Raw genomic sequence first — 23,894 nt, forward strand, 5'->3', positions numbered from 1 at the left:
CAACATAAGCTTGAATTGTCCATTGCTCAGATTTAACCCCAACACCTAGATTTAATGTGGTTGAAGATGATGAACGAATGTCTGCGATATCGATTGAAAATGATTGTGGCTCCAACAACTTGCACGTCAGCACGTGACAATAACGCCCATTCGCCATTGAGTTGATAGTGGTGATTCATCGACAGTGCATAGTTGTAATCGGCGACATAAAATTGCGTGTAGCCGACCAATTCTGGCTGACGGTCAAACTCTTTGATTTCAGAATCGACAATCCCAGCACTGAAACGCAGATCTAAGTCATCGGTGATTGCAAGGTCGGCTTCAAGTTCAAGCCCTTTTGTTTCAACTTTGTCGATAGACAGGTTTTCTAGGGTATAGGTATCAATATTAAATTGAGTGATTTGTGCATTTGACTGATCTATCCAAAACAATGCGCCATTTAGGGTTAAGCGGTTATCAAATAAGCTCGATTTAAACCCTGTTTCATAACTGTCTGACACTTCTTGGTCAAATGAGCGGCTAATGCCTTCAGCGGGTTCATTAAAGCCGCCGCTTCTAAACCCTTTTGAGTAACCAGCATATAGCAATAAGTCGTTTGTTGCTTGATAGGCGAGCGTGGCTTTTGGTTGCCATTGGCTAAATGTTTTTTGAGCAAAAGTCTCTTCACGTGCACCAGGGTCATAGGATTCACGCTTGTCTTCGTCGTAACGTAATGCGGTGGTTAATTCAAGTTTGTCAGTAATATCGTAGTTTGTTTGCCCTGACAGTGCCCAGGCTTTACTGCTATTTTTATCGGCAATAGTAAAATAGAGGCTGTCGTCATTAAAGTCCGATCGAGATTGCGCCGTATCACCGGCAAAGTCATCAAAAAAGTTAATGGTGTTGTCACGTTGTTTATCTTGATAAAAAGCAGAAACAGCCCATCTTAATGCTTGATCGCCTCGCGAGGTAAAGCGTGACTCGAGGGTGAATGATTCAATGTCATAAAGCCCTTCTGTAGCAAATGGCGCTCTAAAAAAGCCGTCCTCATCAATGAATGTGGCATCAGCGGAGTAATCACCATCATAAAAGTGTTCGTTTTCAGAATTGCTATATGCAGTGATGAAGTCAAATATACCTAGTTCATACTCTTGGGTTAATTTGGCGCTTAACTCATAAACATCGCGTTGGTCATTGTTATCAATGTTTTGTGAAGTCTCTAGGTCATAGTCTTCTTTGCTGTCTTCTGATACGTTCTGGTAATAGGCAAAACCCGCATCTGAGGTGGTATAACGTCCTTTGAGGTTTAAGCTTGTCTCTTCAAACAAATCAAATTGAAGCTGTGCAAACGCTGAGTCTTCAGATAGATAGTCAGCCTCATCATTTAAAAAGACGTTATCAATTAATCCGTCGCTATGTTTGGTATACCCGCCGACACGGAAAAACGCGCTATCTTGTTCATTTAACGAGCCCGATACCACGCCACTGAAATTATAGGTGTTGCCATTGCCATAAGAGCCTTTGACTGAGCCTTCAATATCTTCGGTCGGTTTTTTGGTGGTAACAATTACGGCACCGCCAATCGCCCCTTTACCGTATAACGCACCTTGAGCCCCCCGCATCACTTCAATACGCTCAATGTCGACCAAATCTTGGTTGATAAATTCTAAATCTGGGGCGGTAACGCCATCAACCACAAAGGCCAGCGGTGCATCACCCACTTGAGGGGTAATTAATCCTCGGATAGTAATGCGAGCCAGTCCTGGGCGAAAGTTATCTAATTGGCTCAGGTTAGGCGTCATATCAGCGACATCACGAAAATTAGTAATGCGCTGGGTTTCAATCATATCTGCACTAAAAGCGGTAACGGAATCGGGCACGTTTTGTAAGGTTTCGACACGACCACGGGCGGTAATAGAGATCCTTTCTACGCCATTAGTATCAATTGCTTCTGCTTGGCTTTGGTTTTCCTCTGCTAATAATGGGGAACTTATCGCCATCGAAATCGCTGCAGCAACAAAAGATTTTTTTGTAAATAGAGTCTGGGTATATGGGGTCATGGCGTTCCCTCTTGAAGTTATATTAGTAGTGGGTAATCGTAATCAATTTGTTAAATAAATCGCTTGTAGTCATTTTGCGGCTTTGCCTGCAAAATAATATTTTGTAATTAGGGCTAAATTCGAAAAATTTGTAGCGCTTTTGCACAAAATTGTCTTGTTTTTGCAAATTAACGAACGATGATTCAATATAGAAAGTTGCATAAGCACGGTGGGTAGAGGCAATGAAGAAGAAATTGAAGATTGACAGTTACAATAAAAAAATATTATCCACATTGCACCTAGAGGGTGCGGTCACCAATATCGAATTAGCTGAAAAAGTAAACTTATCGCCCAGTGCTTGCTTTCAACGGGTCAAAGCATTAAAAGAAGCGGGTTACTTTCGTAATTTACATGCCGATATCAATCTGGATCAGCTGTGTGAACATGTGTTGGCTTACATTGAATTTACCTTAGAAGATAATAGTGCACCTTCTCAGCGTCGTTTTGTTAACCGGATTAATGACATCCCCGAAATAATGGACTGCATGCAGTTAAGTGGTGATGTGGACTATATTTCGTTAAGTTGCTTTCCTAACATTAAAGCATTAAATGAAGTATGCGCATATTTAAGCGATCAACCGGATTTAAGAATCAAACGCATTAACACCCGGATTGTCCTTGAGCGTACTAAATGGTTTTTAGGTTATCCATTAGCCAAATTAAAATGGTTAGACGATGAAGAATTTTCAGGGGCGATGGTGTCAGAGCGAATCGGGATGTGATTATTATACCTATTTGAAGCGGCTAAATATGCTCACCATAGTGTGCTTGTTTAGCCGTGACCGACTCTAATATCGAGGCTAATGTGGTAGGGTGGCACCATTATTGAGTAAGGTGTTAAATACTGAATAAGCAATGAATAGCATAATAGCGCCGACTAAAGCATCGACCATACGTTGTATTTGGGGTTTACCTAACCAGGGAGCCAATTTAGCGGCACCAAAAGCAAGGCTGTAAAACCATAAAACTGATGCCAATACTGTGCCTATGGCAAATGCCCATCGTTCATTACCCTCAAACATGCCGCCCACACTGCCTAAAATCATCACGGTATCGAGGTAAACGTGAGGATTAAGTAAAGTTACCGCTAATGTGGTGCCAATAATGTGTTTACGGCTATTAGTTGCGGCCTCATGAGTTGTAGTTTGATAATGATTTTTCCATACTTTAGTAAAAGAGATAGCGGCATAAACAATCAGAAAACTGATCCCTCCCCAAGCAATAATTAACATTAACCATTCGCTACTGGCGATGAGCTTACCGCCGCCAAAAATTCCTAAACCAATTAGAATAACATCACAAAGCATGCAAATGGTTGCTGCTAAAAAGTGATGATTACGTTTAATTCCTTGACTGAGTAAATAGGCGTTCTGTGCCCCAATGGGAATGATCATCCCTACGCCGAGAATTAAACCTTGCAGTAATGCTGAGATAGCCATAAGTGTCCTTATGATGAGCTTGTTTGTTAATAAGCCGCTAAAGTACTCATTGTTTGTGTATAAGTTAAATTAATAGTTTTACTTACTCATAAGTAAAATTAATGAAGATGCTAGATCGATCCGTTAAGATGACAGATTGAACCAAAAGGTGATTGCCATGAGTAAACTCGACTACAAATTACTGCAAGCATTGAGTTGTGTGATAAAAGAGCAAAGCTTTGAACGAGCTGCCAATGTATTGTGTTTGTCGCAATCAGCGGTGTCACAAAGGATTAAGCAGTTAGAACAGCAGCTGGCTCAATCTGTTGTAATCCGAAGTCATCCAATTCGCGCTACGGCGTTAGGTCAGCAACTTTTAAGGCATTATTATCAAGTCGTACAGCTTGAGGCAGAATTATTGCCAAGTGTAATGCCTAATGCGCCATTAACCCCGTTAACATTGCATATTGCCACCAATGCGGATTCTCTGGCGACCTGGCTTATTCCGGCGATTGCCCCTTTAATTAAAAAGCATCTATTAGAAGTCAATTTATTGATTGAAGATGAGGAACGCACTCTTGAACGGCTCAAAGATGGCCAATCATTTGGAGCGATAGCCGTACAAGATGTGGCGATAAAAGGGTGCCAGTTAACGCGATTAGGCAAGGTTAATTATATTGTTGTTGCGACGCCAGAGTTTGTTGAACGTTACTTTTATGATGGGATAAATGCGCAAACGTTAATGCGGGCACCAGGGATAGCCTTTGATCATAAAGACAATATGCACACCCGTTTTATTGAGCAACATTTTGGTTTAGAAGATGGCCAATACCCACTCCATGCCGTGCGGTCATCAGAAGCCTTCATTAATATGGCTAAACACGGCGCTGCTTATTGTTTAGCCCCACAGTTACAAGTGAGCAATGAGCTAGCCAGTGGAGAGTTAGTACAGATCTTGCCAGACAAAATCATTGAAGAGACACTGTATTGGCACCATTGGATTTTACTCAAGGGAGTTTATAAAGAAGTCTCTGACGCGATCATATCCTATGCCCAGCAAGTATTGGCTAACCATGACTAATAAATTGCTGTTTGTTGCCGCTATTTGCAATGCTGCCTGCAACGCTCACCATTGCTGAGGTGAGTTGCGTCAGTTGCGCTGCGCTAATCGTGTAAGGCGGCATAATATAAATGTATTTATTAAACGGCCTTACCCATACCCCAAGGTCAACAAATGCTTGTTGTAATTGTGCGGTATTGACACTGTTTATCATTTCTATCACCCCAACGGCGCCCAATACACGTACATCGTTAACTTGGGCTAAATCAATGACACTGGCGAGCTCTTGTTTTAGTTGGGCTTCAATGGCGTTGACTTGTTGTTTCCAGTCACCTTGAAGCAATAAATCTAAACTGGCAGTGGCAGCAGCGCAAGCCAAGGGGTTGCCCATGAATGTAGAGTCGTGCATAAACACGCCTGCAGGAGAGTCGCTAATGCCATTAGCGACTTCATCACTGCACAAGGTGGCGGCTAAACTGATGTAACCGCCTGTCAACGCCTTACCTACACATAAAATATCCGCTTCAATATTAGCGTGCTCATAAGCAAAACATGTTCCGGTGCGGCCAAAGCCGGTGGCAATTTCATCAAGTATTAATAGCACTTGGTATTCATCGCATAGGGCTCGCAGCTTAGCTAAATAGGCTGGCGAGTAAAAACGCATTGCGCCTGCACCTTGCATAATCGGCTCTATGATCACCGCGGCAATATCTTGGTGGTGTTGGCTAAATGCATATTCTAGAGCATCGCTATCGGTTTGATTGAGTGCTTCATTAAATTTCGATGTTGGCGCAGGGATAAACACCTGTTTAGTGACGTTATTGCCAAACATAGTGTGCATGCCGCCGTCTGGATCGCACACACTCATGGCGGCAAAAGTATCGCCGTGATAACCACTTTTTACCGTCATAATCCGCTGTTTCTGTGGTTTATTGAGGCCTTGCCAATACTGCAGCGCCATTTTTAGAGCCACTTCAACGGAAATAGAACCTGAGTCGGCCAAAAATACTTTGGTTAAATTGGCGCTGGTCATTTGCACTAGGCGTTTTGACACTTCAATAGCTGGCTGGTGGGTGATGCCGCCAAACATCACATGGCTTAGGCTTGAAAGTTGCTGTTGCATGGCCGCTAAAATGGTCGGATGACTATAACCATGCACACATGACCACCATGAACTGGTGCCATCAATTAACACTTCTCCACTGTCTAACGTCAGCTCGCAACCTTGAGCGGAAACCACACCATACACAGGCAGTGACTGGGTCATAGAGGTATAAGGATGCCAAATATGTTGCTGATCAAAAGTATAATCGATAGTGGTATTTGTGTTTGAAAGTGTCATAATTATAGGTGCTCGCTTTTTGACCGCTTGTAAAGGGCGAAGTGTTCGCTGCGTTGACAGTTTACGGGCTCAGGGTATCCTAGCCAACAGAAAGTCAAAATAAAGGAAAGATCCATGTCGTTAGCTGAAGTTCGTCACGATTGGCAAAAAGCAGAAATTGAAGCATTGTTTGCATTGCCGATGAATGATTTATTGTTTAAAGCACACAGTATTCATCGTGAAACGTTTGATCCTAACGAAGTGCAGATCAGTCGTCTTTTATCGATTAAAACCGGTGCATGCCCTGAGGATTGTAAATACTGTCCTCAAAGCGCGCGTTATGACACCGGGCTTGAGAAAGAACGTTTACTTGAAATTGAAAAAGTATTAACAGAGGCTAAAAGTGCTAAAGCTGCTGGCGCATCACGGTTTTGTATGGGTGCCGCTTGGCGTAACCCGCGCGATAAAGACATGCCGTATTTAACTCAAATGGTTAAAGATGTGCGTGCTTTAGGCATGGAAACCTGCATGACCTTAGGTATGTTGTCATCTGAACAAGCCGATCAACTTGCCGATGCGGGTTTAGACTATTACAACCACAACCTCGATACCTCGCCAGAATACTATGGCGATGTCATTACCACTCGTACCTACCAAAGCCGCTTAGATACCTTATCGAATGTACGCGCCTCAGGTATGAAAGTATGCTCTGGTGGTATAGTAGGTATGGGCGAGCAAGCCACTGATCGTGCCGGTTTGCTACAACAGTTAGCCAATTTAGAGCATCATCCAGATTCAGTGCCTATCAATATGTTAGTGAAAGTGGCAGGTACACCGTTTGAAAAGTTAGATGATCTTGACCCACTTGAGTTTGTGCGCACCATTGCGGTTGCACGTATTTTGATGCCTAAGTCGCGGGTACGTTTATCTGCTGGGCGTGAGAATATGAGCGATGAATTACAATCAATGTGTTTCTTTGCCGGTGCCAATTCAATTTTCTACGGTTGTAAGTTACTGACTACGCCAAACCCAGAAGAAAACGATGACATGAGCCTGTTCCGTCGTTTGGGCTTACACCCTGAGCAAGGCGCAAGCCAATATTGAATCCGACAGTGCATTACTTGCCAAAGCCAGTGCTAAGCAAGATAAGTCTACCAAGCAATTTTACGATGCCGCGGCACTGTAATTAGCCATGGCAAAATCAGATCTGTCAGTAACGGATAACCATCCACTCGCTCAGCGGATAAATACTACCTTGGAGCAATTACACACGACGGGTCTTTTGCGTCAAAGGCAGGTTAATGGGCTTGTTTCGCAAGCCAAGGTTATTGATTTTAGTCACAATGATTACCTTGGCTTATCTCAAGAGCCTGCGTTAGCTCAAGCCCTTTACCAAGGGGCGCAAACATACGGTGTAGGCAGTAGGGCATCGCCATTAGTCAGTGGTTACAGTGTTGCCCATCAACAACTTGAGCAACGCTTATGTGAGCTAACGGGTCACCAGGCGTGTATGCTATTTAGCTCAGGTTTTAGTGCCAATAGCGCCTTGATGAAAACACTATTTAATGCTGATGACACAGTGATTGCAGATAAGTTAGTCCATGCGTCGGTGATTGATGGTTTGAAAGACAGCCAATGCAAAATTAGCCGTTTTTTACATAATGATCTCAGTAGCGCTGCGCGGGCGATTGAGCGCAACCTAGGCAGCGCAGTGGTGACTGAAAGCGTATTCAGTATGGACGGTGATATCGCCCCCATCACTGAACTTTCAAGTTTATGTCGCGAGCATCACTGTTGGTTGATTGTTGATGATGCTCATGGCTTTGGTGTGTTACCCAGAGACTTGGTTAACGCAGACAAGGTCGATATTCAAGTGGTCACCTTTGGCAAAGCATTAGGTTGCCAGGGCGCGGCCATTTTAGCCTCTCAAAATGTCATTGATTATCTGGTGGCGACAACGCGGGAATATATCTACTCAACGGCGTTATCTCCTGCTAATGCTCATTTAGCATTAGCGGCGATTAATTGGCAATATTCGCATCCGCAATTGTTAACCCAACTGTTGGCCAATATCGCGCTGTTTAGACAGGTCGCTACACAAAATCAATTACCGTTAACTGAATCGTTAACGGCTATCCAACCGATTATGGTTGGTGATAATCAACGTGTGATTGCCATTGCAAAGCAGTTAACTCAACAAGGTTTTTTGGTGGGGGCAATACGCTCACCTACTGTGCCTAAGGGGCAAGCTCGATTACGGATCACCCTCAATGCACAGCATCAGGCTGACGATATTCGTGCCTTGGTGGCTGCACTCGCATCGCTGATGAATCACAATGATGCAGACACAAATACATGAGCACTTTTACACACATTGTAACGACATCAATTTGGATCACTGAGCAACCTCATGACGTTAGATAATCCACTGGCCAATAAGTTTTCAACTGCGGCAAGCCAATACAAACAGCATGATGTATTGCAACGCTTAAGTGCGCAAAAATTGTTACAGCAAGCAAATTTAACCGGTACGTTATTGGATGTGGGTGCTGGTGCAGGGTACCGATTTTGGTGCATTTAGTGCGGTTAATCAGGTTGTGGCAGTCGATATTGCCCATGGGATGCTCACTGAGTTAACCCAACAATTCACAGAGTATTTGCCTTTGTGTAGTGATGCCCAGTCCTTGGGGTTACAGCCTGCGTCTGTTGACAGTATTTATTCTAATTTGGCATTGCAGTGGTGCGCCAAATTGCCGCAAGCGTTTTGTGAATTTCAGCGCGTGTTACGCCCAAATGGTGAGTGCCATTTGAGTATTGTGGCAGATGGCAGTTTAGCCGAGTTGAAAACCTTAGGTTTTCATGTCAATCAATTCAACTCCGTTTCGGCGTTAAAACAAGCATTTATGTCATCGCAAACTCAAAATAATACATGGCAAAGTATTGATATCAAACTTGAAAGTATTCAAGTCTATTTTGATGATTTACGTAGCTTGCTGTACTCCATTAAAGGGGTTGGGGCGTCATTTGCTCAGCATCAACATAACCCGAACAGACCGTTGTTAACAAAGCAGCAATGGCAACAGCGTGTTGAATTATCCAACACGCTGCGTACAGAAAAAGGCATTCCTTTAACATATCAAATCGCGTTTATCCGCGCTAAACGGGGCTAACAGTATGTTGTATTTTGTCACCGGAACCGACACCGATAGCGGTAAAACCTTAATCTCCGCCGCATTGCTGGCCAAAGCACAAGGGCATAAATGCGGTTTTAAACCCATCGCGTCTGGCTGTGAGATGAGTGACAGTGGTTTACGCAACAGCGATGCCTTGATGTTAATGGCGCAATCAAACATGGGCTTAGCGTATCATGAGATTAATCCAATCAGTTTTGCCCCCGCAATTGCGCCTCATATTGCAGCATTGCAGGTCAGTACTGCGTTAAGTGCACAAGGTGTGCTTGAAGCTATGTTCCATCCGGCAATGGTCAATGCCGACTTTGCTTTGATTGAAGGGGCTGGTGGCTGGCGTTTACCGTTAGGCAATGGCGAGTACCTATCTGATACGGTTAAATTATTGCAGACTCAGCTTCAACAAGAGACATCCACTTATGGCAATAGTGTTCAGTTAAGTCCTGCTGTAACGAAAAACACTAAAATTGAAGTCGTTCTGGTGGTGGGGATGAAACTCGGCTGCTTAAATCATGCGTTGTTAACACAAGAGGCGCTGCTAGCCGATGGTTTGAGTATTGCTGGTTGGGTGGCCAATCAGGTTGATGCCGACATGGCGTTTATTGACGAAAACTTGCAAAGTTTACAACAGATGATGCAAGCGCCATTTTTAGGCTATGTGCCACATCTTGCCCATCCTAGCGCCGAAAATGCGGCAGCTTATGTGCAATTACCTCAATAATGATTAAGTTAATAAAAAAGCTCAGCGTTGTCATCATAATGATTGATAACAACGCGGAGCTTTGAGCGTTAAAGAAGACTGTAACCGTCATCTTTATTGTTTAACTGGAAATTGGCATGACACGGTTCCGGCCAAGGCGTTTTGCCTCATACAATAATTTGTCAGTCGCTTCAATTAATTGAGCCACATTTTGTTTGGGTTTCCACTCTGCCACACCAAATGAAGCCGTAATCGAATCAATCACTTTGTCGCTACGACGGTCTTTCACACTGAGTTTTTCCAGTGCTCTGCGGATCCCTTCTGCTAGCTGCCTTGCCACCCTCAATTGGCTACTTGGCACAATAATGGCGAACTCTTCACCACCGAAACGATACAGCTTAATTCCATCGCGACAAGCTTCCTGGATTCTTTTGGCAACCGTTTTTAAGACCAAGTCTCCCAGCTGATGACCAAAGGTATCGTTAAAGACTTTAAAGTGATCTATATCGATGATAATCAAGCATGTGCCTGTTGGCGATAAATCAATTTGTGCTTCAATATCGTGATTAAATGCGCGTCGATTCAATACATTGGTTAAGGCATCAAATAACATGTCTTTTTCAGACTCTGCTAAACGAGTTTTTAATGTGTCAATTTCAGACTGAGCTTTAAGGAGTTGTTCTGTAAAGCTTTCAGTGCTTGAACGGATACTAGAAGATTCTTTTACAATACTTCTAACAACCCCAATAACTTGCTCAAGCGAAAAGCCTTTGGTTTCCAAATCACTTAATTTTTTAAAATCTTTGTCTATTTGGGTTTGAAATGTTTCAGTGTCTAAATTGGTGTCTATTAATGATTGAGACAGTTCACATACCATGGCATCTAAATTTTTACGCATTTCGCGTACATCTAACTCGACCGGATCTGCCACATGTTTTCGATATAACAATTCACTGGTAACAGGCGAGCATGTTTGATTCTGTTTTATAGCTGTATCGAGTTCTTGATTTAACAATGGGTTTTGCTCGCCAACATATGCATACCAAAGTGCGTAGTTTGTTGGCGTGGTCGGGATTTTATACTTGAGCATTAACGGAACCGCTCTTTTCAGATTGGCAGCAGCGGTTTGTAATAACGTATTAGACATTAAGTGCCTCATGAGCAGGGCTATGAACAGACATTAAAGTGATGGGGGTATAATAAAATGTATAGTAGGACATTATCATTTAACTGATCACAAAAAAAGCATTACAAGATGCTCATTAGTGCTAAAAGTGGGTGATTAGAATGCGTAAGAGACCGCAAACATAGGATCAGGTGAAACTGTAGTTGATATTATGATCAAAGGTTCTTAATTCGGCGTCGTTCAGTTTACGTTTTTTTTCAATGCTAATGTCGACATCATAATAATTATAGGCAAATTTTAATGACCAATTTTCACAAAATTTAGCTTGTACCCCTAAACGCACGTCAAGCAATGAACCGTCTACATCATCATACTCAATGGCAAAATATTGTGTATGGGCATAAAGCTCCCAACCAGAATACAACTCATAGGCAGCATACATTCCAATATTGGGAAGCGGGGCGGTAAAGCTATCGTCAACAACCTCAGGGGTGTCAGCAACATTACTGCATAAGCTGGTTAAGTCGGTGCCAGGAATACATGTACCAATCGTGCCTTTAAACGAGGCTTCGATGAACATTGTGTGTATCCCAACTGAAAACCCTACAGAGTAGTTGGTTCCTTGCCAAACATCATAGCCATAGCCAATACGTAAAATATCGATATTTAATTCGGTATTTAATTTGGCACCGACTTCTATTAGATAGTCTTTACCGTCAATATCTTCAAGAATAAAGTCTTGGCTGATGGAGTTGTTATCTGCTTGTCGATCTAACGATTTCCAATCAATGTATAGATTATGGCGTTGGTTAAAGGCATATTTGAATTCAAAATAAGGTAAGTATTGTTCTTCTGCGAGTAAAAATTCATCTTCAAAATCAATGGGGAAGGTGCCGCCATTTTGAGGGTTAGTGACAATAATGTTTGAATCGGAATTAGCATAAAATACACCTATGTCGAAGGTGTATGTATCGGTTTCTGTTGATGTATGGTTATTGTAGTTACTGGCTGCGTATGCAACCGGACTCCACAAAACCAACATAACAAAATAAAAAAAGGGTCTAATCATTGAAACTCCGCATTTAATTTTTATGTCACAAGATATGCGTCTTCATATGATGCTGCTACCGTATTTGAGACTGAATGTATCTATTTGCAACAATAGCCAAAGGGTGGTAGCCATCAAATTGTGTTGTCATAAACATCAAGCAAAATAAACACGGTAATCTGTTCAGCCAACATATTAGCAGTTTGTCATTAAATGTGAAGTAATTGTGTCTAAACATTGCGTTAAATCATACTTTACCGTAATAGTTTGACCTTAAGGGTTTAAAAGTAACATTTATCGACTGAAAGTAGAGAGAATGAGGGTGTCAGAGCATTGGCGGATTGAGTCTCATAGACGGTTTTATGACAAAAATAAAAAAGTAGAGCAAAAATGACTCTACTTTTTCATTTTAGATGTTAAGGTTATGTTGCAACTTGTAAGAGGTTGTTTTAGACAGTTAAATCCAATTTATTCTGATTCATCGTTGTCAGCTGAATCGTCTTCTACATCGTCAAATTCAATTTCAACCTTTGGGCTTGTTGGAGTATGTACCGTCCCGACTACAGCATAAAAGGGCTTACCTTTGGCTAGGCGACAGTATTTAGCCCATAACAATTCCATCGGGGTTGATGGTGCCATTTTACCTTGTAAAACCTGTACAAATTGGTCTTCATCTACATTACAAGGCAACTGAGTAGCGTCAGCTAAATTTTTCATTGCTTGACCGTGTTGTTCAAGCAAGTCGGCTTCCTTACTGGTAAAATCACCGCAGCGCTTAAAGCCTTTAGGGAAATTAGCGTCATCATAGAAGCGTTTAGTCGATCGGAAACTGTCGCTTGATCCATTGGCTTGAGCTTCAATAGCTTGTTTAGCATTGACAAATGATTGCTGAGACATGGCTAATACCTTCTAGATTATGAGATATAAAGATTTTCAACTGGAGTATTGGCTAGTATTATCATTTTTAAAATCAAAATATTTTGCCCTTAATGGTGAACAATTTTTATGGATACGGATTTATTAAAAACTTTTTTAGAAGTCTCCCGCACGCGCCACTTTGGCAAAGCGGCAGAAAATCTCTATCTCACCCGCAGCGCCGTTAGCTTTCGAATTAAGCAACTAGAGGGTATTTTGGGCGTCGAGTTATTTGAAAGGTTACGCAACAATATTCAACCAACTCCCGCAGGTGAAAGGATGTTAGGCCATGCTGAGGCAGTACTGAATGCGTGGGAAAGGGCAAAACAAGATATTATTTTAAACCAACAGCACAGTACTCAGTTGACTATTTCAGCAGGTTACAACATTTGGGATGCGTACTTACAACCTTATCTACAACCGTTGCATTTGGGGTTGGATGGTGTGTCATTAAGGACCGAAGTCTTATCTGAGTCTGTAATGACCAGGCAATTGATTGAACGCAGTTTAGATATTGCCATTACCTTTGATCCACCAAAACTAGACGAAATTGAGTTAGTTAAATTGGCGCAAATTAGATTATTTTTAGTCAGCAAGCAACAAGGGCTTAATATAGAGCAAGCATCAAATCAGGCTTACATTAAAGTCGATTGGGGCACGGCGTTTAACATTACCCATGCCCAAGCATTTACCATGTTGCCTGTGCCAATATTGCATACCAGTTCAGCAATAATGGCGTTAGACTTTTTGCTCAATAATGGGGGTGTGCTTTTTTACCCCAAGTGTTGATAGAACCTTATATTGCTAATAACACATTACATTATGTTGAAAATGCGCTGCCAATCACGCGTAATGTTTACGGCGCATATTGGTCGAGAATGAGAGGCTTGCCAATGTAGAACAAGCCATGGCCATTTTATCAGCAGGGTTTGCCAACGCCGTTGAATAGCACCTTGTGCTGCGCGGACGATAACAGTAATTAAATGGCATTTACCAGTATTAAATAGGCAGTATTAACAAAGCTAAACCGCTTCTTACCTACTTGCTGCTTCGTTTTTTTAGGCGGCTTTAATCCTTTAATTGAGAAGCCAATGGCTCTGGGTGTAAGTTTAAGGTTTTGTTTTTTTATGGTTTTTGTTGAAATTATTTATCTGTGTTAATGATATATTGATTGCAGCATTAGCCTTTCTGGCTTGCCGGATGTTAACTGAAATGCACGAGTAGCAACTTTATACTAGGCTTACCTTTGCCATGAGGCACACGTTATTGCCAAGGATTGACTATGTTGCGTTTACCCAGTGTTGTGTTTTTTATCTTTTTTATACTCTACAGTTCCCCTAGTGTTAGTGAGCGCCTACCGATCCCCGAAATACAGCTCGCCAGTCAGTATTCTGATGATCTAGCACTCGCTGATTATTTGGTCAGTGAAAAGCTTGATGGTGTAAGAGGTTACTGGGACGGTCAACAAATGCTGACTCGAAGCGGCCGTAAAATCGATTTACCTGTCTGGTTTACTCAACACTTTCCGCGTTATGCCCTAGACGGCGAATTGTGGATGAAGCTATGGTTTATTTGAACAAATTTCTGCACTCGTTCGCACCAAACATACTGAAGATGATGAATGGCAGCAGGTGAAATACATGTTGTTCGATTTACCTTCGCACAAAGGGACGTTTGAAGCCCGTTATCAGGCCATGCAACAACTTGTTGCACAGTTAAACGTAAAACAGTTGCAGGTGATTAAGCAGCAAACGATACCCAGCACCGAAGCATTATTTGCCGAGCGAGATAAGGTGGTTGCCGCTGGCGGTGAGGGGCTAATGTTACATTATCGACAAGCGTTTTATACGGTAGGACGAAGCCCATTTATTGTAAAACTTAAGCCTAAGTATGATGCTGAGGCGGTGGTTATTGGCCATAGTGCTGGTAAAGGCAAGTATCATGGTATGGTGGGGGCGCTAACGGTAAAAAACCAACAAGGGATTATTTTTAAGATTGGCAGTGGTTTAACTGATAAACAAAGACAGGATCCGCCAGTCATTGGCTCGATTATCACTTATCAGTATTTAGGTTATACCCAAAAAGGCACGCCACGATTTGCCACATTTTTACGTGAGCGTCCGCCGCAATAAATTGAGGTCACAATTAGCTCAAACTGTCATTCTTTTTAACAACAAACCGTTTAAACAACAAGAACATCTAATAATAGGTAAGCGACATGATTGATAATGCATATTTAGCTAAGGTTTCTTCGGTATTATTTGTGTGTATGGGTAATATTTGCCGTTCACCTACAGCTGAGGCAGTATTTAAACAACAAGTTAAGTTGCACGGATTGTCGTTAAGGGTCGATTCAGCTGGCACTATTGCTTACCATAAAGGTAACCCGCCAGACGGTCGTAGTGTTGCTGCAGGTACTCAGCGAGGCCTAGATTTTTCAGGGATGAAAGCAAGACAAGTGCGAGAAGATGATTTCGAACAGTTTGATCTTATATTGGCAGCTGATAACGATAATGTGCACGATTTACGTGAGCGCTGCCCAGCCAAATACCGTTATAAAATACACTTAATACTCGATTTTACACCAGGTGATGTGACAGAAGTTCCCGATCCCTATTATGGTGGAGAGCGAGGATTTGAACAGGTAATTGATTTGCTTGAAACCAGTCTTGCTGTATTAGCAACCCAACTGGTTTCAGCCAGAGTCAATTAATCATCGAACTTTTCTCAGCGAAAGGATTAACCTTAAATGGGTTAGTCGTTATGACGTTTACCAGAGCGTTTGAGTTTTTCCTGGGCGATTTTTTGCTGTTTAAGGGCTTCTTTTTCAGCAAGGAGTCGCGCGACTTCAACTTTTTCAATCTCAGCCATTTCTGGGGTTTCTAGGCTTAATAAGCCTATGCGTCCTGAGCGGTAATCGTGTAACAACAACTCTGATACTTTGTGGTAATCAATACGTCCGCCAGGACGAAGTGCGCCGCGAGAGCCCGCGATAGCTTCAAGCAAACCGATGTCGGTATCGGGTAATGAACTCAGCTTATAACGTTCAAGCATGGCTTCTGGATAGGCTTTTAAAAAGTATTCGGCGGCAAACATTGCAACATCTTCATATTCCATTGCCGTGTCTTTAATTGCGCCAGTAACGGCTAGGCGGTAGCTACTGGCTTCGTTGTCTACTTTTGGCCACAAAATACCTGGAGTGTCTGAAAGCACGATCCCATTTCGTAAATTAATCCGTTGTTGGGTTTTAGTCACCGCCGGTTCGTTGCCGGTTTTGGCAATGGTGCGCCCTGCAAGGGTGTTGATGATGGTCGATTTACCCACGTTCGGGATCCCCATAATCATGGTGCGGATGTCTTTTTCCATCACATCACGATGAGGAACTAATTTACGGCAAATATCAGGAATGCTTTTGACCATGCCTGGCTGTAAGGTGGTAATTGCAGAGGCCTTGACGCCTTGCTCACGTTCAAGGTATTCAATCCAACGCTCAGTTACCACAGGATCGGCTAAATCAGATTTATTCAGTAATTTAATACAAGGTTTATCGCCACGAAGTTGTGACACCATTGGGTTTTCACTGCTGTAGGGAATGCGAGCATCGAGCACTTCAATAACCAAATCGACCTGAGGCATGGCCTCTTCAATCTCTTTGCGTGCTTTATGCATGTGTCCTGGATACCACTGAATTGCCATGATGTTGCCTTATAACCGAATGCTTATTCGATTGATTAACTGAATAAACAATCGAATGTGATCAAAAGCGTTATTGTACCTTGTTAGTTTACTAAAAGCATAAAAAAAGCGCCCTAAGGCGCTTATCAAAAACTAATCGGTTAGATAACACCTAACTCACGTAGTCTTTCCATCAAGTAGCTGTCAGCGGTATAACGTTCAGACAAGACCACTTCAGGATTAGGGTGTAAAAATAATGGCAATGAGATACGCGACTTGGTTTTGTCGGTACCTTCAGGGTTAATGACCCGATGAGAGGTTGATGGGAAATAACCGCCCGAGGCTTCCTGGAGCATATCCCCGATATTGATAATAATGCTGCCGAAATCACTTGGCACATCAATCCATTCACCTGCTTTAGTTTTCACTTGTAAGCCAGGTTCATTGGCTGCAGGCAATAAAGTAATCAGATTAATATCTTCATGTGCAGCAGCACGGATAGCGCCCATTTCTTCATCCCCCTTCATTGGTGGGTAATGCAAAATACGCAGTAAGGTTTTTTCACTTTGAGCAATCATATCTGGCAGCGGGATTGAATATTTTGCTGCCACATCTGCTGGTGTGTATTGTTCAATCCAGCTCAGCAGTTCTGAAGCTAATGCATTTGCGTGCTCATAATACGCTAGGATATTCGCGCGCAGAGCATCAGGAATTCTACCCTAAGGATACACATGATAATATTCTTTGATATCTTTGACTGTGTTGCCTTTGGCGGTTTCTGATACTGATGCAGGGAAAAAGCCATCATGAGTTTCAGCTTTAAACAAAAAGTCATGCTTTTCTTCAGATTGAAAGAACGCGTACCATTCTTGGTAAATGTCTTCGACAAGTTGTTTCTGGATAGGGTGGTTAGATAATACCCCAAACCCCGTTTCTCGCAGTGACTCGACAAAACGTTCAGCACTATCGGGTGCTAAGTAATCAATTGTATTTAGTTTCATTATATATTTCTTATTAGTGTGTTGACCCGCGCTAATGGTAACCTTAGTCACACTTTGTCGCAATTATTTGCGCGTGTTCAAATGATGTGGGGTGAACTTGTGCCATCTATCACGCGTATTGTTTATTGATGAGGCAAAAAAATCAGTGAGAGTAGTAATGAATAACTTAACCGAATTTGAAAAATACGTGATTGAACAAAAAGGCACCGAGCGACCATTTAGTGGTGAGTATGTAGACTACGATGCTCAAGGGGTGTATTGCTGTAAAAAGTGCCTTGCACCTTTATATAAAAGTGAACATAAATTTAATGCACATTGCGGTTGGCCTGCCTTTGACGACGAAATCGCTGGCGCGGTAAAACGCACCCCTGATGCAGACGGACGCCGGGTCGAGATCACCTGTGATCAATGCGGTGGCCATTTAGGTCATGTGTTTGAAGGGGAGATGTTAACCGATAAAAATATCCGTCACTGTGTTAATTCAGTCTCTATGGTGTTTAAACCCGTGGAAGAACTAAATCAAGTAGCGAGTCAGACAAGCCCCCAGAAAGCCACTTTTGGGGCTGGATGTTTTTGGTGTGTTGAAGCTATTTTTGCTCAGCTAAACGGTGTGTTGAGTGTTCAGTCTGGTTATTGTGGCGGTGATGCCAGTGATGCTAATTACGATGCTGTATGCTCTGGTAGAACGGCTCATGCCGAAGTTGTACACATCACATTTGACCCAAACATCATTAGTTACGAGACATTATTAACGGTACTGTTTGAAAGCCACGATCCGACCACATTAAACCAGCAAGGCAATGACAAAGATTCACAATATCGTTCAGTGATTTTTGCTCACAATAGTCAGCAAGTCGATGCGGCAAATACGTTTATTGAATACTTAACTGCCCAGCGTATTTGGCCTAATCCGATCGTGACTCAAATAACAGCTTTTGATACTTTTTATGCTGCTGAAAGTTATCATGATGATTACTTTGCTAAACATGGTGAACAGCCTTATTGTCAGTTAGTGGTTAAACCCAAGTTTGACAAAGTCATGGCGAAGTTTGCAGATAAACGTAAGTAATCTGAGTTCGGGGTAATGGCTAATTTTTTGATTTTAAATAGTATAAGTTCATCTCTTATCCTGAGTTCAGGTTAAGCAGTAATACATGTCATTAGATGACACAAAAAGGGGCGATTGAATATCAATTGCCCCTTTTTTATTCAGCGATAATGTCCAACGTGTGACATTTTGCGAAAACACCCCATAAAAAAGCCATGCTAAGCATGGCTTTTTAAATCAACAAGTGTCATCACTTTTAGTGATATTACTTACCTGGGCGAGCCATACCTGATGATGCGCTGTTAGACATCACTGATTTTGGCGCACTGGTTTCAGCTTGTGCTTCATAAGCTCTACCTTGCGGTACAGCTTGCTGTTCACGAACTTCTACTGTCGGTTTAGTCATATCAGACGACACCATTGAACCAAAACGACTGGTTTTAGCTGGCGCTTTAGGAGCCGGCTCAACAGGGGCAACAGTATCGGCTGTCGTTTCAACTGAGCTTTGAACTACAGTTTCAGTTTTAACTTGGCGTGCAATTGGTGCAGGCTTTGCCATTGGCGCAGAAGCATTTGAGCCAGCCGCTTTAGGCGCTTCAACAGCTTGTTCAACAACCGCAGGCTCAGCCGCTTTAGGCGCTTCAACAGCTTGTTCAGCAACCGCCGGCTCAGCAACTTTAGGCGCTTCAACAGCTTGTTCTGCAACTGGCTCAGCGGCTTTAGGGGCTTCAACTGCTTGTTCTGCAACAGGCTCTGCAGCTTTAGGCGCTTCAACAGCTTGCTCAACAACAGGCTCAGCAGTTTTATGCGCTTCAACAGCTTGTTCAACAACAGGCTCTGCAGCTTTAGGGGCTTCAACGGCTTGTTCAACAACAGGCTCAGCGGCTTTAGGCGCTTCAACCGCTTGTTCTACAACAGGCTCAGCAGCTTTAGGCGCTTCAACAGATTGTTGTTCTGATTTTGCTTCAGTTGTTGTAACAGGTGCATCATCTTTAGACTGCTCAGCATTTAACTGTTTCTCTAATTCATCAACAGAGGTAAATACTGCTTGTTGAGTCGTGTCATTGTCATCACGGCGACGACGTTGACCTGCAGCTCGAAGGTGACGCGGGCTGCGACGACTACGACGTTGACCTTCACGGCCTTCACCTTTTGCGTCATCAGAAGCTTCGCTGTCGCTGTTTTCTGCTGATTCATCGTTCATTGCATCTTGTGTGGCAATCACTGCTTCATCTGTTGTTTCTGTTGCGGCTTCGTTTGGCGTTGAGTTTGTTTGCTCAGTGTTAACGGTTTCTGCTTCAGTTTCAACTTTAACATCTTTAGTTACAGCGTCAGTGGCTTCTTCAACCACTTTAGCTGGTGCAGTGCTTTCAGAGTCAACAGCAGATTTCTTCACTTGCTTGTCTGTTTGTTCACTTCTGTCTTTACGTGGCTGGCGACGACCGCGTGCAGGTCTCGTATCTACTTTTTCTTCAGTAGCTTTAGGTGCAGCGGTTTTAACTTCAGGCGCATCAACTACTACAGGTTTGTTAGTTGCAGTGATATTGGTTGCATCAGTGTCTTCAGCTTTAGCGACAACAGCTTCGGTTTGCTCGTTTTCAATACGAACTTTACGACGTAAATTGCGACGTTGACGACGCTCACGAGCGGCTTCTTGCTTTGGAGACTTCTCAGTGCTTGTTTTGGCCTCTGCAGCTTTTGGCTCATTGGTCTGTTGTAGCGCTTTGTCAGTCTTCTCATTACGTGGCTTGTTTTTAGCGTTGTCGTCTTGTGCATTGTTTTTGCTGTTACGATCATTACGCTTATTACGAGTACGCGGCTCGTTGCTGTCTTTCGCTTTGTCGCTGTCATTACGCTGACGACGGTTGTCGTTTCGGCTTGAATTGCGATTGCTGTTTTCGTTGCGGTTGTCATTACGACGAGGACGACGATTATTAGTCTGTGACGTCTGTTTGGCTGGTGCCGCTGGTTTAGTTTCTTTCGTTTCGCTATCGCTAGATGAAAATAATGCACTAATTGCCGACACGATACGGGCAAAAAATCCTGGTTGAGACGGCGTTGCCGCAACAGGAGTTTTAGCCGCAGGCACTGTGTTGGAGCTGCTTCAACTGGTGTGGCTTTTTGTGGTGCGGCAAAGCCTTTTAATGCTGGCTCTGGAGCGGCAGCACGTTCAAGTTTACGAGGTTCGTATAACTTTGACGATGGCTTTTCAACGCGCTTGTAGCTTGACTCGCTGACTTCATCATCGCTCTTACGACGAACAACACGATACTCAGGTGTTTGCATGTGAGCATCAGGAATGATGTAGACTTCAACGTCATGACGTTCTTCAGTTATACGGATAGCTTTACGTTTTTCGTTTAATAAGAATGCCGCTACATCGACCGGTACAATCGCTTCGATTTGGGTGGTATTTTCTTTAATCGATTCTTCTTCAATTAGACGCAAAATTGATAATGCTAAAGATTCGGTACTACGGATTGTGCCTTGACCATGACAGCGTGGGCATAAATGCGCGGCCGATTCTTCTAATGAAGGACGCAGACGTTGACGTGACATTTCCATTAAGCCAAAACGAGAAATACGGCCTAATTGTACACGTGCACGATCATGATGTACTGCATCACGCATACGGTTTTCAACTTCACGTTGATGACGAACAGGCGTCATGTCAATAAAGTCGATAACCACTAATCCACCTAAATCGCGAAGACGTAATTGACGGGCAATTTCATCAGCGGCTTCTAGGTTCGTGTTTAATGCGGTTTCCTCGATGTCGCCACCTTTTGTGGCGCGCGCCGAGTTAATATCAATCGAGGTTAATGCTTCTGTAGGGTCGATAACAATTGAGCCCCCAGAAGGTAAGCGCACTTCACGTTGGAAGGCCGATTCGATTTGTGATTCGATTTGGAAGTGAGTAAATAGCGGTACTTCAGATTCGTATTGTTTTACACGTTCAACAAAATCTGGACGAACGAGGCCAATGTGTTGCTTAGCATCTTCGTAAATACGTGGGTGGTCGATAAGGATTTCACCCACATCACGGCGTAAGTAATCACGGATAGCACGGACAATCACGTTGCTTTCTTGATGAATTAAGAAAGGTGCAGCTTTACTTTGAGCCGCTTCTTGAATGGCGTCCCAGTGGTGTTGTAGAACTTTTAAGTCCCACTTTAACTCAGCAGACTCTTTACCCACACCAGCAGTACGCACGATTAAGCCCATGCCATTTGGCACTTGAAGCTCAGACATTGCTTCTTTTAATTCTGTACGCTCATCACCTTCGATACGGCGAGAAATACCACCTGCACGAGGGTTGTTAGGCATTAAAACTAAGTAAGAACCGGCAAGGCTGATAAAGGTAGTTAGTGCAGCCCCTTTGTTGCCACGTTCTTCTTTATCAATCTGCACGATAACTTCTTGGCCTTCCTGCACCACTTCTTTGATGTTAGGGCGACCTTGGAATGAATACCCTTTAGGGAAGTATTCACGGGCGATTTCTTTAAGGGGTAAAAAACCATGGCGATCAGCGCCATAATCAACAAAGGCCGCTTCGAGTGAGGGCTCTACGCGAGTGATTTTACCTTTATAGATGTTTGATTTTTTTTGTTCATGACCAGGACTTTCGATATCTAGATCATACAGTTGTTGCCCATCTACTAGGGCAACACGCAACTCTTCTGATTGAGTTGCATTAATTAACATACGTTTCATGATGACGTGATTCTTCTAAATGAGGTCATCAAACAACACGATCTTTTTGCATTACGAGCCTGAATTAATCGGTATAACCTCACGGTTAGATCCAGGCAATAAGGTGCTCATTGCTGTAAAACGCAGTCGCTGCGTGTCGCATCCTATTTATGGCTTATTTTCTAATATTTACAAAAACAAGGAATTCGTTGAATTACAACCAACCCCATAAATTATGGTATTTAATCCGTTAATGCCCAAGTCGAATCGGTTTGTTTGATAACAAGCTAAAATATTGTTCGAATTTGGGGCGATTTACTGCAGTTAAATTGAAATCTTTACTGAAAACTTACGGTTTAATTGTCGAAACGTTTTTTGTCGTTTTTTATTTAAATACAATTTGCAAATCAATGGTTTGCTACCGATAAAGCTCATTTTCTTAATTGCAGTTTATTCGCTTTTGGTGAAAGTTGTGAACACTTTATCCACTGTTTACTCTCATCCTGAGCGCAAATATAGCAACAAACGCTATTTTCATCAATCAAAAGCCCATATTCTTTATTGTATTTATTTCAAGTCAGTGATGGCAATAGCCAATCATTTGCAAGATAAGGTACACTATTACGGTTACTACTATATGGCGCATCATGAAAACAGAAACTACCCCTCAAGTTGAATACGTGACTATCGACGAAGATCATTTTGAACAACGAATCGATAATTTTTTGCTGACAAAATTAAAAGGTGTCCCTAAAAGTATGATCTACCGGATCGTACGTAAGGGAGAGGTGCGGGTTAATAAAAAACGCATTAAGCCTGAATACAAATTACAAATCGGTGACATTGTGCGTGTGCCACCGGTTCGTATCGCTGAAAAAGACTATCGCACAGCGCCATCGGCAAATTTATCGCGAGTATCACAGCTCGAAGCTAGGATTATCCATGAAGACACTCATCTTATCGTGTTAAATAAACCCGCAGGTATTGCTGTGCATGGTGGCAGTGGTGTTGATTACGGTGTGATTGAAGGATTACGCTCTTTACGTCCTCAACAAAAGTTTTTAGAGCTAGTACATCGCCTCGATAAAGATACCTCGGGTGTGTTGTTGGTGGCTAAAAAGCGCAGTGCACTAAAACATTTACATGAGCAATTACGCAGCAAAACTATGCAAAAAGATTATTTAGCCTTGGTGCGTGGTGATTGGCAAGCCAGCGATAAAGTGGTTAAAGCACCTTTGCTTAAAATTACCCTAAAGTCGGGTGAGCGCATGGTACGAGTAAATAAAGAAGGCAAAGAGTCTGAGACTCGCTATAAAATCATGCAGCGCTATCAAGGTTGCACCTTAGTTAAAGCAAGCCCGGTAACAGGGCGTACCCATCAAATTCGTGTGCATTGTCAATATACTGGCCATGCGATTGCGTGCGATGACAAATATAGCGAACAGCAATTTGATGACAGTATGCGGGCATTAGGTTTAGACCGCCTGTTTTTACACGCGGCGGAGCTGAAATTTACCCATCCTGAAAACAATGAAATCATGCAAGTTAAAGCACCATTAGATGATGTATTGCTTAATACATTAAATAAGCTAAAAAGAGCTTAGGTTTGTGCAACTTGACATT

18 protein-coding genes and 4 pseudogenes are annotated in these 23,894 nt (G+C 42.7%); 13 read left to right on the forward strand and 9 right to left on the reverse strand.

The genetic code is table 11. The features are described 5' to 3' along the window. Positions 1–32: 32 nt before the first annotated feature. Entirely contained in the window at positions 33–2,039 is a 2,007-nt protein-coding gene (locus N4T56_RS05840) for a TonB-dependent receptor (protein WP_261732549.1), read from the reverse strand. A gap of 221 nt (positions 2,040–2,260) precedes the next feature. Here N4T56_RS05840 and N4T56_RS05845 point away from each other — a divergent pair, with 221 nt between their 5' ends. Further along, positions 2,261–2,800 (forward strand): Lrp/AsnC family transcriptional regulator, encoded by a 540-nt coding sequence (locus N4T56_RS05845; protein ID WP_261732550.1) that lies wholly within the window; start codon positions 2,261–2,263, stop codon positions 2,798–2,800. Between the two features lie 78 nt (positions 2,801–2,878). Here the strand turns inward: N4T56_RS05845 and N4T56_RS05850 are convergent, their stop codons facing one another. Then, positions 2,879–3,517: a LysE/ArgO family amino acid transporter gene (locus N4T56_RS05850; protein WP_261732551.1), complete on the reverse strand. Its 639-nt coding sequence runs from the start codon at positions 3,515–3,517 to the stop codon at positions 2,879–2,881. Between the two features lie 157 nt (positions 3,518–3,674). On the opposite strand from N4T56_RS05850, the gene N4T56_RS05855 reads away from it, so the two are divergent. Continuing rightward, entirely contained in the window at positions 3,675–4,577 is a 903-nt protein-coding gene (locus N4T56_RS05855) for a LysR family transcriptional regulator ArgP (RefSeq protein WP_261732552.1), read from the forward strand. Here the strand turns inward: N4T56_RS05855 and bioA are convergent. After that, the gene (bioA, locus tag N4T56_RS05860) at positions 4,564–5,898 is read right to left on the reverse strand and encodes an adenosylmethionine--8-amino-7-oxononanoate transaminase (protein WP_261732553.1); all 1,335 of its coding nucleotides are present in this window, start codon (positions 5,896–5,898) and stop codon (positions 4,564–4,566) included. The genes N4T56_RS05855 and bioA overlap by 14 nt on opposite strands. Positions 5,899–6,012: 114 nt before the next feature. Between bioA and bioB the strand changes: the two are divergent. The 5 genes and pseudogenes from bioB (at position 6,013) to bioD (ending at position 9,786) form a co-directional block, all read left to right on the forward strand. Further along, positions 6,013–7,063, forward strand: a pseudogene (gene bioB, locus N4T56_RS05865) (biotin synthase BioB). A 6-nt stretch (positions 7,064–7,069) separates the two neighbouring features. Next, complete coding sequence (locus N4T56_RS05870; RefSeq protein WP_261732554.1) at positions 7,070–8,236, forward strand: aminotransferase class I/II-fold pyridoxal phosphate-dependent enzyme; 1,167 nt, start codon at positions 7,070–7,072, stop codon at positions 8,234–8,236. A gap of 51 nt (positions 8,237–8,287) precedes the next feature. After that, positions 8,288–8,458, forward strand: coding sequence for a hypothetical protein (locus N4T56_RS05875; RefSeq protein WP_261732555.1), 171 nt, complete (start codon positions 8,288–8,290; stop codon positions 8,456–8,458). Continuing rightward, positions 8,424–9,047, forward strand: coding sequence for a methyltransferase domain-containing protein (locus N4T56_RS05880; protein ID WP_261732556.1), 624 nt, complete (start codon positions 8,424–8,426; stop codon positions 9,045–9,047). The genes N4T56_RS05875 and N4T56_RS05880 overlap by 35 nt, the downstream gene beginning before the upstream one ends. A 7-nt stretch (positions 9,048–9,054) precedes the next feature. Continuing rightward, entirely contained in the window at positions 9,055–9,786 is a 732-nt protein-coding gene (gene bioD / locus N4T56_RS05885) for a dethiobiotin synthase (protein ID WP_261734754.1), read from the forward strand. 100 nt (positions 9,787–9,886) lie between these two features. Here bioD and N4T56_RS05890 read toward each other — a convergent pair whose 3' ends face one another. The 3 genes from N4T56_RS05890 to N4T56_RS05900 all read right to left on the reverse strand — a co-directional run bounded on the left by N4T56_RS05890 (position 9,887) and on the right by N4T56_RS05900 (position 12,836). Then, a complete protein-coding gene (locus N4T56_RS05890; protein ID WP_261732557.1) occupies positions 9,887–10,912 on the reverse strand; it encodes a GGDEF domain-containing protein in 1,026 nt (341 codons plus the stop codon). Between the two features lie 166 nt (positions 10,913–11,078). Next, positions 11,079–11,960, reverse strand: a complete 882-nt coding sequence (locus N4T56_RS05895) for a DUF481 domain-containing protein (protein WP_261732558.1) — start codon at positions 11,958–11,960, stop codon at positions 11,079–11,081. A gap of 447 nt (positions 11,961–12,407) precedes the next feature. Continuing rightward, positions 12,408–12,836 carry a DUF413 domain-containing protein gene (locus tag N4T56_RS05900; RefSeq protein ID WP_261732559.1) on the reverse strand — a complete coding sequence of 143 codons (429 nt, stop codon included), beginning with the start codon at positions 12,834–12,836 and terminating at the stop codon, positions 12,408–12,410. A gap of 108 nt (positions 12,837–12,944) precedes the next feature. Here N4T56_RS05900 and hdfR point away from each other — a divergent pair. The 4 genes and pseudogenes from hdfR (at position 12,945) to N4T56_RS05920 (ending at position 15,567) form a co-directional block, all read left to right on the forward strand. Continuing rightward, positions 12,945–13,803: pseudogene (gene hdfR / locus N4T56_RS05905) on the forward strand (HTH-type transcriptional regulator HdfR). 333 nt (positions 13,804–14,136) lie between these two features. Continuing rightward, on the forward strand, positions 14,137–14,430 hold the full coding sequence (locus tag N4T56_RS05910) for a hypothetical protein (protein ID WP_261732560.1): 294 nt from the start codon (positions 14,137–14,139) through the stop codon (positions 14,428–14,430). Positions 14,431–14,434: 4 nt separating this feature from the next. Further along, a complete protein-coding gene (locus tag N4T56_RS05915; protein ID WP_261734755.1) occupies positions 14,435–14,986 on the forward strand; it encodes a DNA ligase in 552 nt (183 codons plus the stop codon). A gap of 86 nt (positions 14,987–15,072) precedes the next feature. Then, on the forward strand, positions 15,073–15,567 hold the full coding sequence (locus N4T56_RS05920) for a low molecular weight protein-tyrosine-phosphatase (RefSeq protein WP_261732561.1): 495 nt from the start codon (positions 15,073–15,075) through the stop codon (positions 15,565–15,567). A 41-nt stretch (positions 15,568–15,608) separates the two neighbouring features. Here the strand turns inward: N4T56_RS05920 and ylqF are convergent, their stop codons facing one another. Together ylqF and N4T56_RS05930 are read right to left on the reverse strand one after the other, a co-directional pair. After that, positions 15,609–16,550, reverse strand: coding sequence for a ribosome biogenesis GTPase YlqF (gene ylqF, locus N4T56_RS05925; protein WP_261732562.1), 942 nt, complete (start codon positions 16,548–16,550; stop codon positions 15,609–15,611). 140 nt (positions 16,551–16,690) lie between these two features. After that, positions 16,691–17,530, reverse strand: a pseudogene (locus N4T56_RS05930) (isopenicillin N synthase family dioxygenase). 157 nt (positions 17,531–17,687) lie between these two features. Between N4T56_RS05930 and N4T56_RS05935 the strand changes: the two are divergent. After that, entirely contained in the window at positions 17,688–18,599 is a 912-nt protein-coding gene (locus N4T56_RS05935; RefSeq protein WP_261732563.1) for a bifunctional methionine sulfoxide reductase B/A protein, read from the forward strand. 244 nt (positions 18,600–18,843) lie between these two features. On the opposite strand, the pseudogene rne reads toward N4T56_RS05935, so the two are convergent. Next, a pseudogene (rne, locus tag N4T56_RS05940) lies at positions 18,844–22,292 on the reverse strand (ribonuclease E). A 626-nt stretch (positions 22,293–22,918) separates the two neighbouring features. Here rne and rluC point away from each other — a divergent pair. Further along, the gene (rluC, locus tag N4T56_RS05945; RefSeq protein ID WP_261732564.1) at positions 22,919–23,875 is read left to right on the forward strand and encodes a 23S rRNA pseudouridine(955/2504/2580) synthase RluC; all 957 of its coding nucleotides are present in this window, start codon (positions 22,919–22,921) and stop codon (positions 23,873–23,875) included. Positions 23,876–23,894: the final 19 nt, after the last annotated feature.

It is taken from the genome of Shewanella phaeophyticola (genome assembly GCF_025398315.1).
Taxonomy (GTDB): domain Bacteria; phylum Pseudomonadota; class Gammaproteobacteria; order Enterobacterales; family Shewanellaceae; genus Shewanella; species Shewanella phaeophyticola.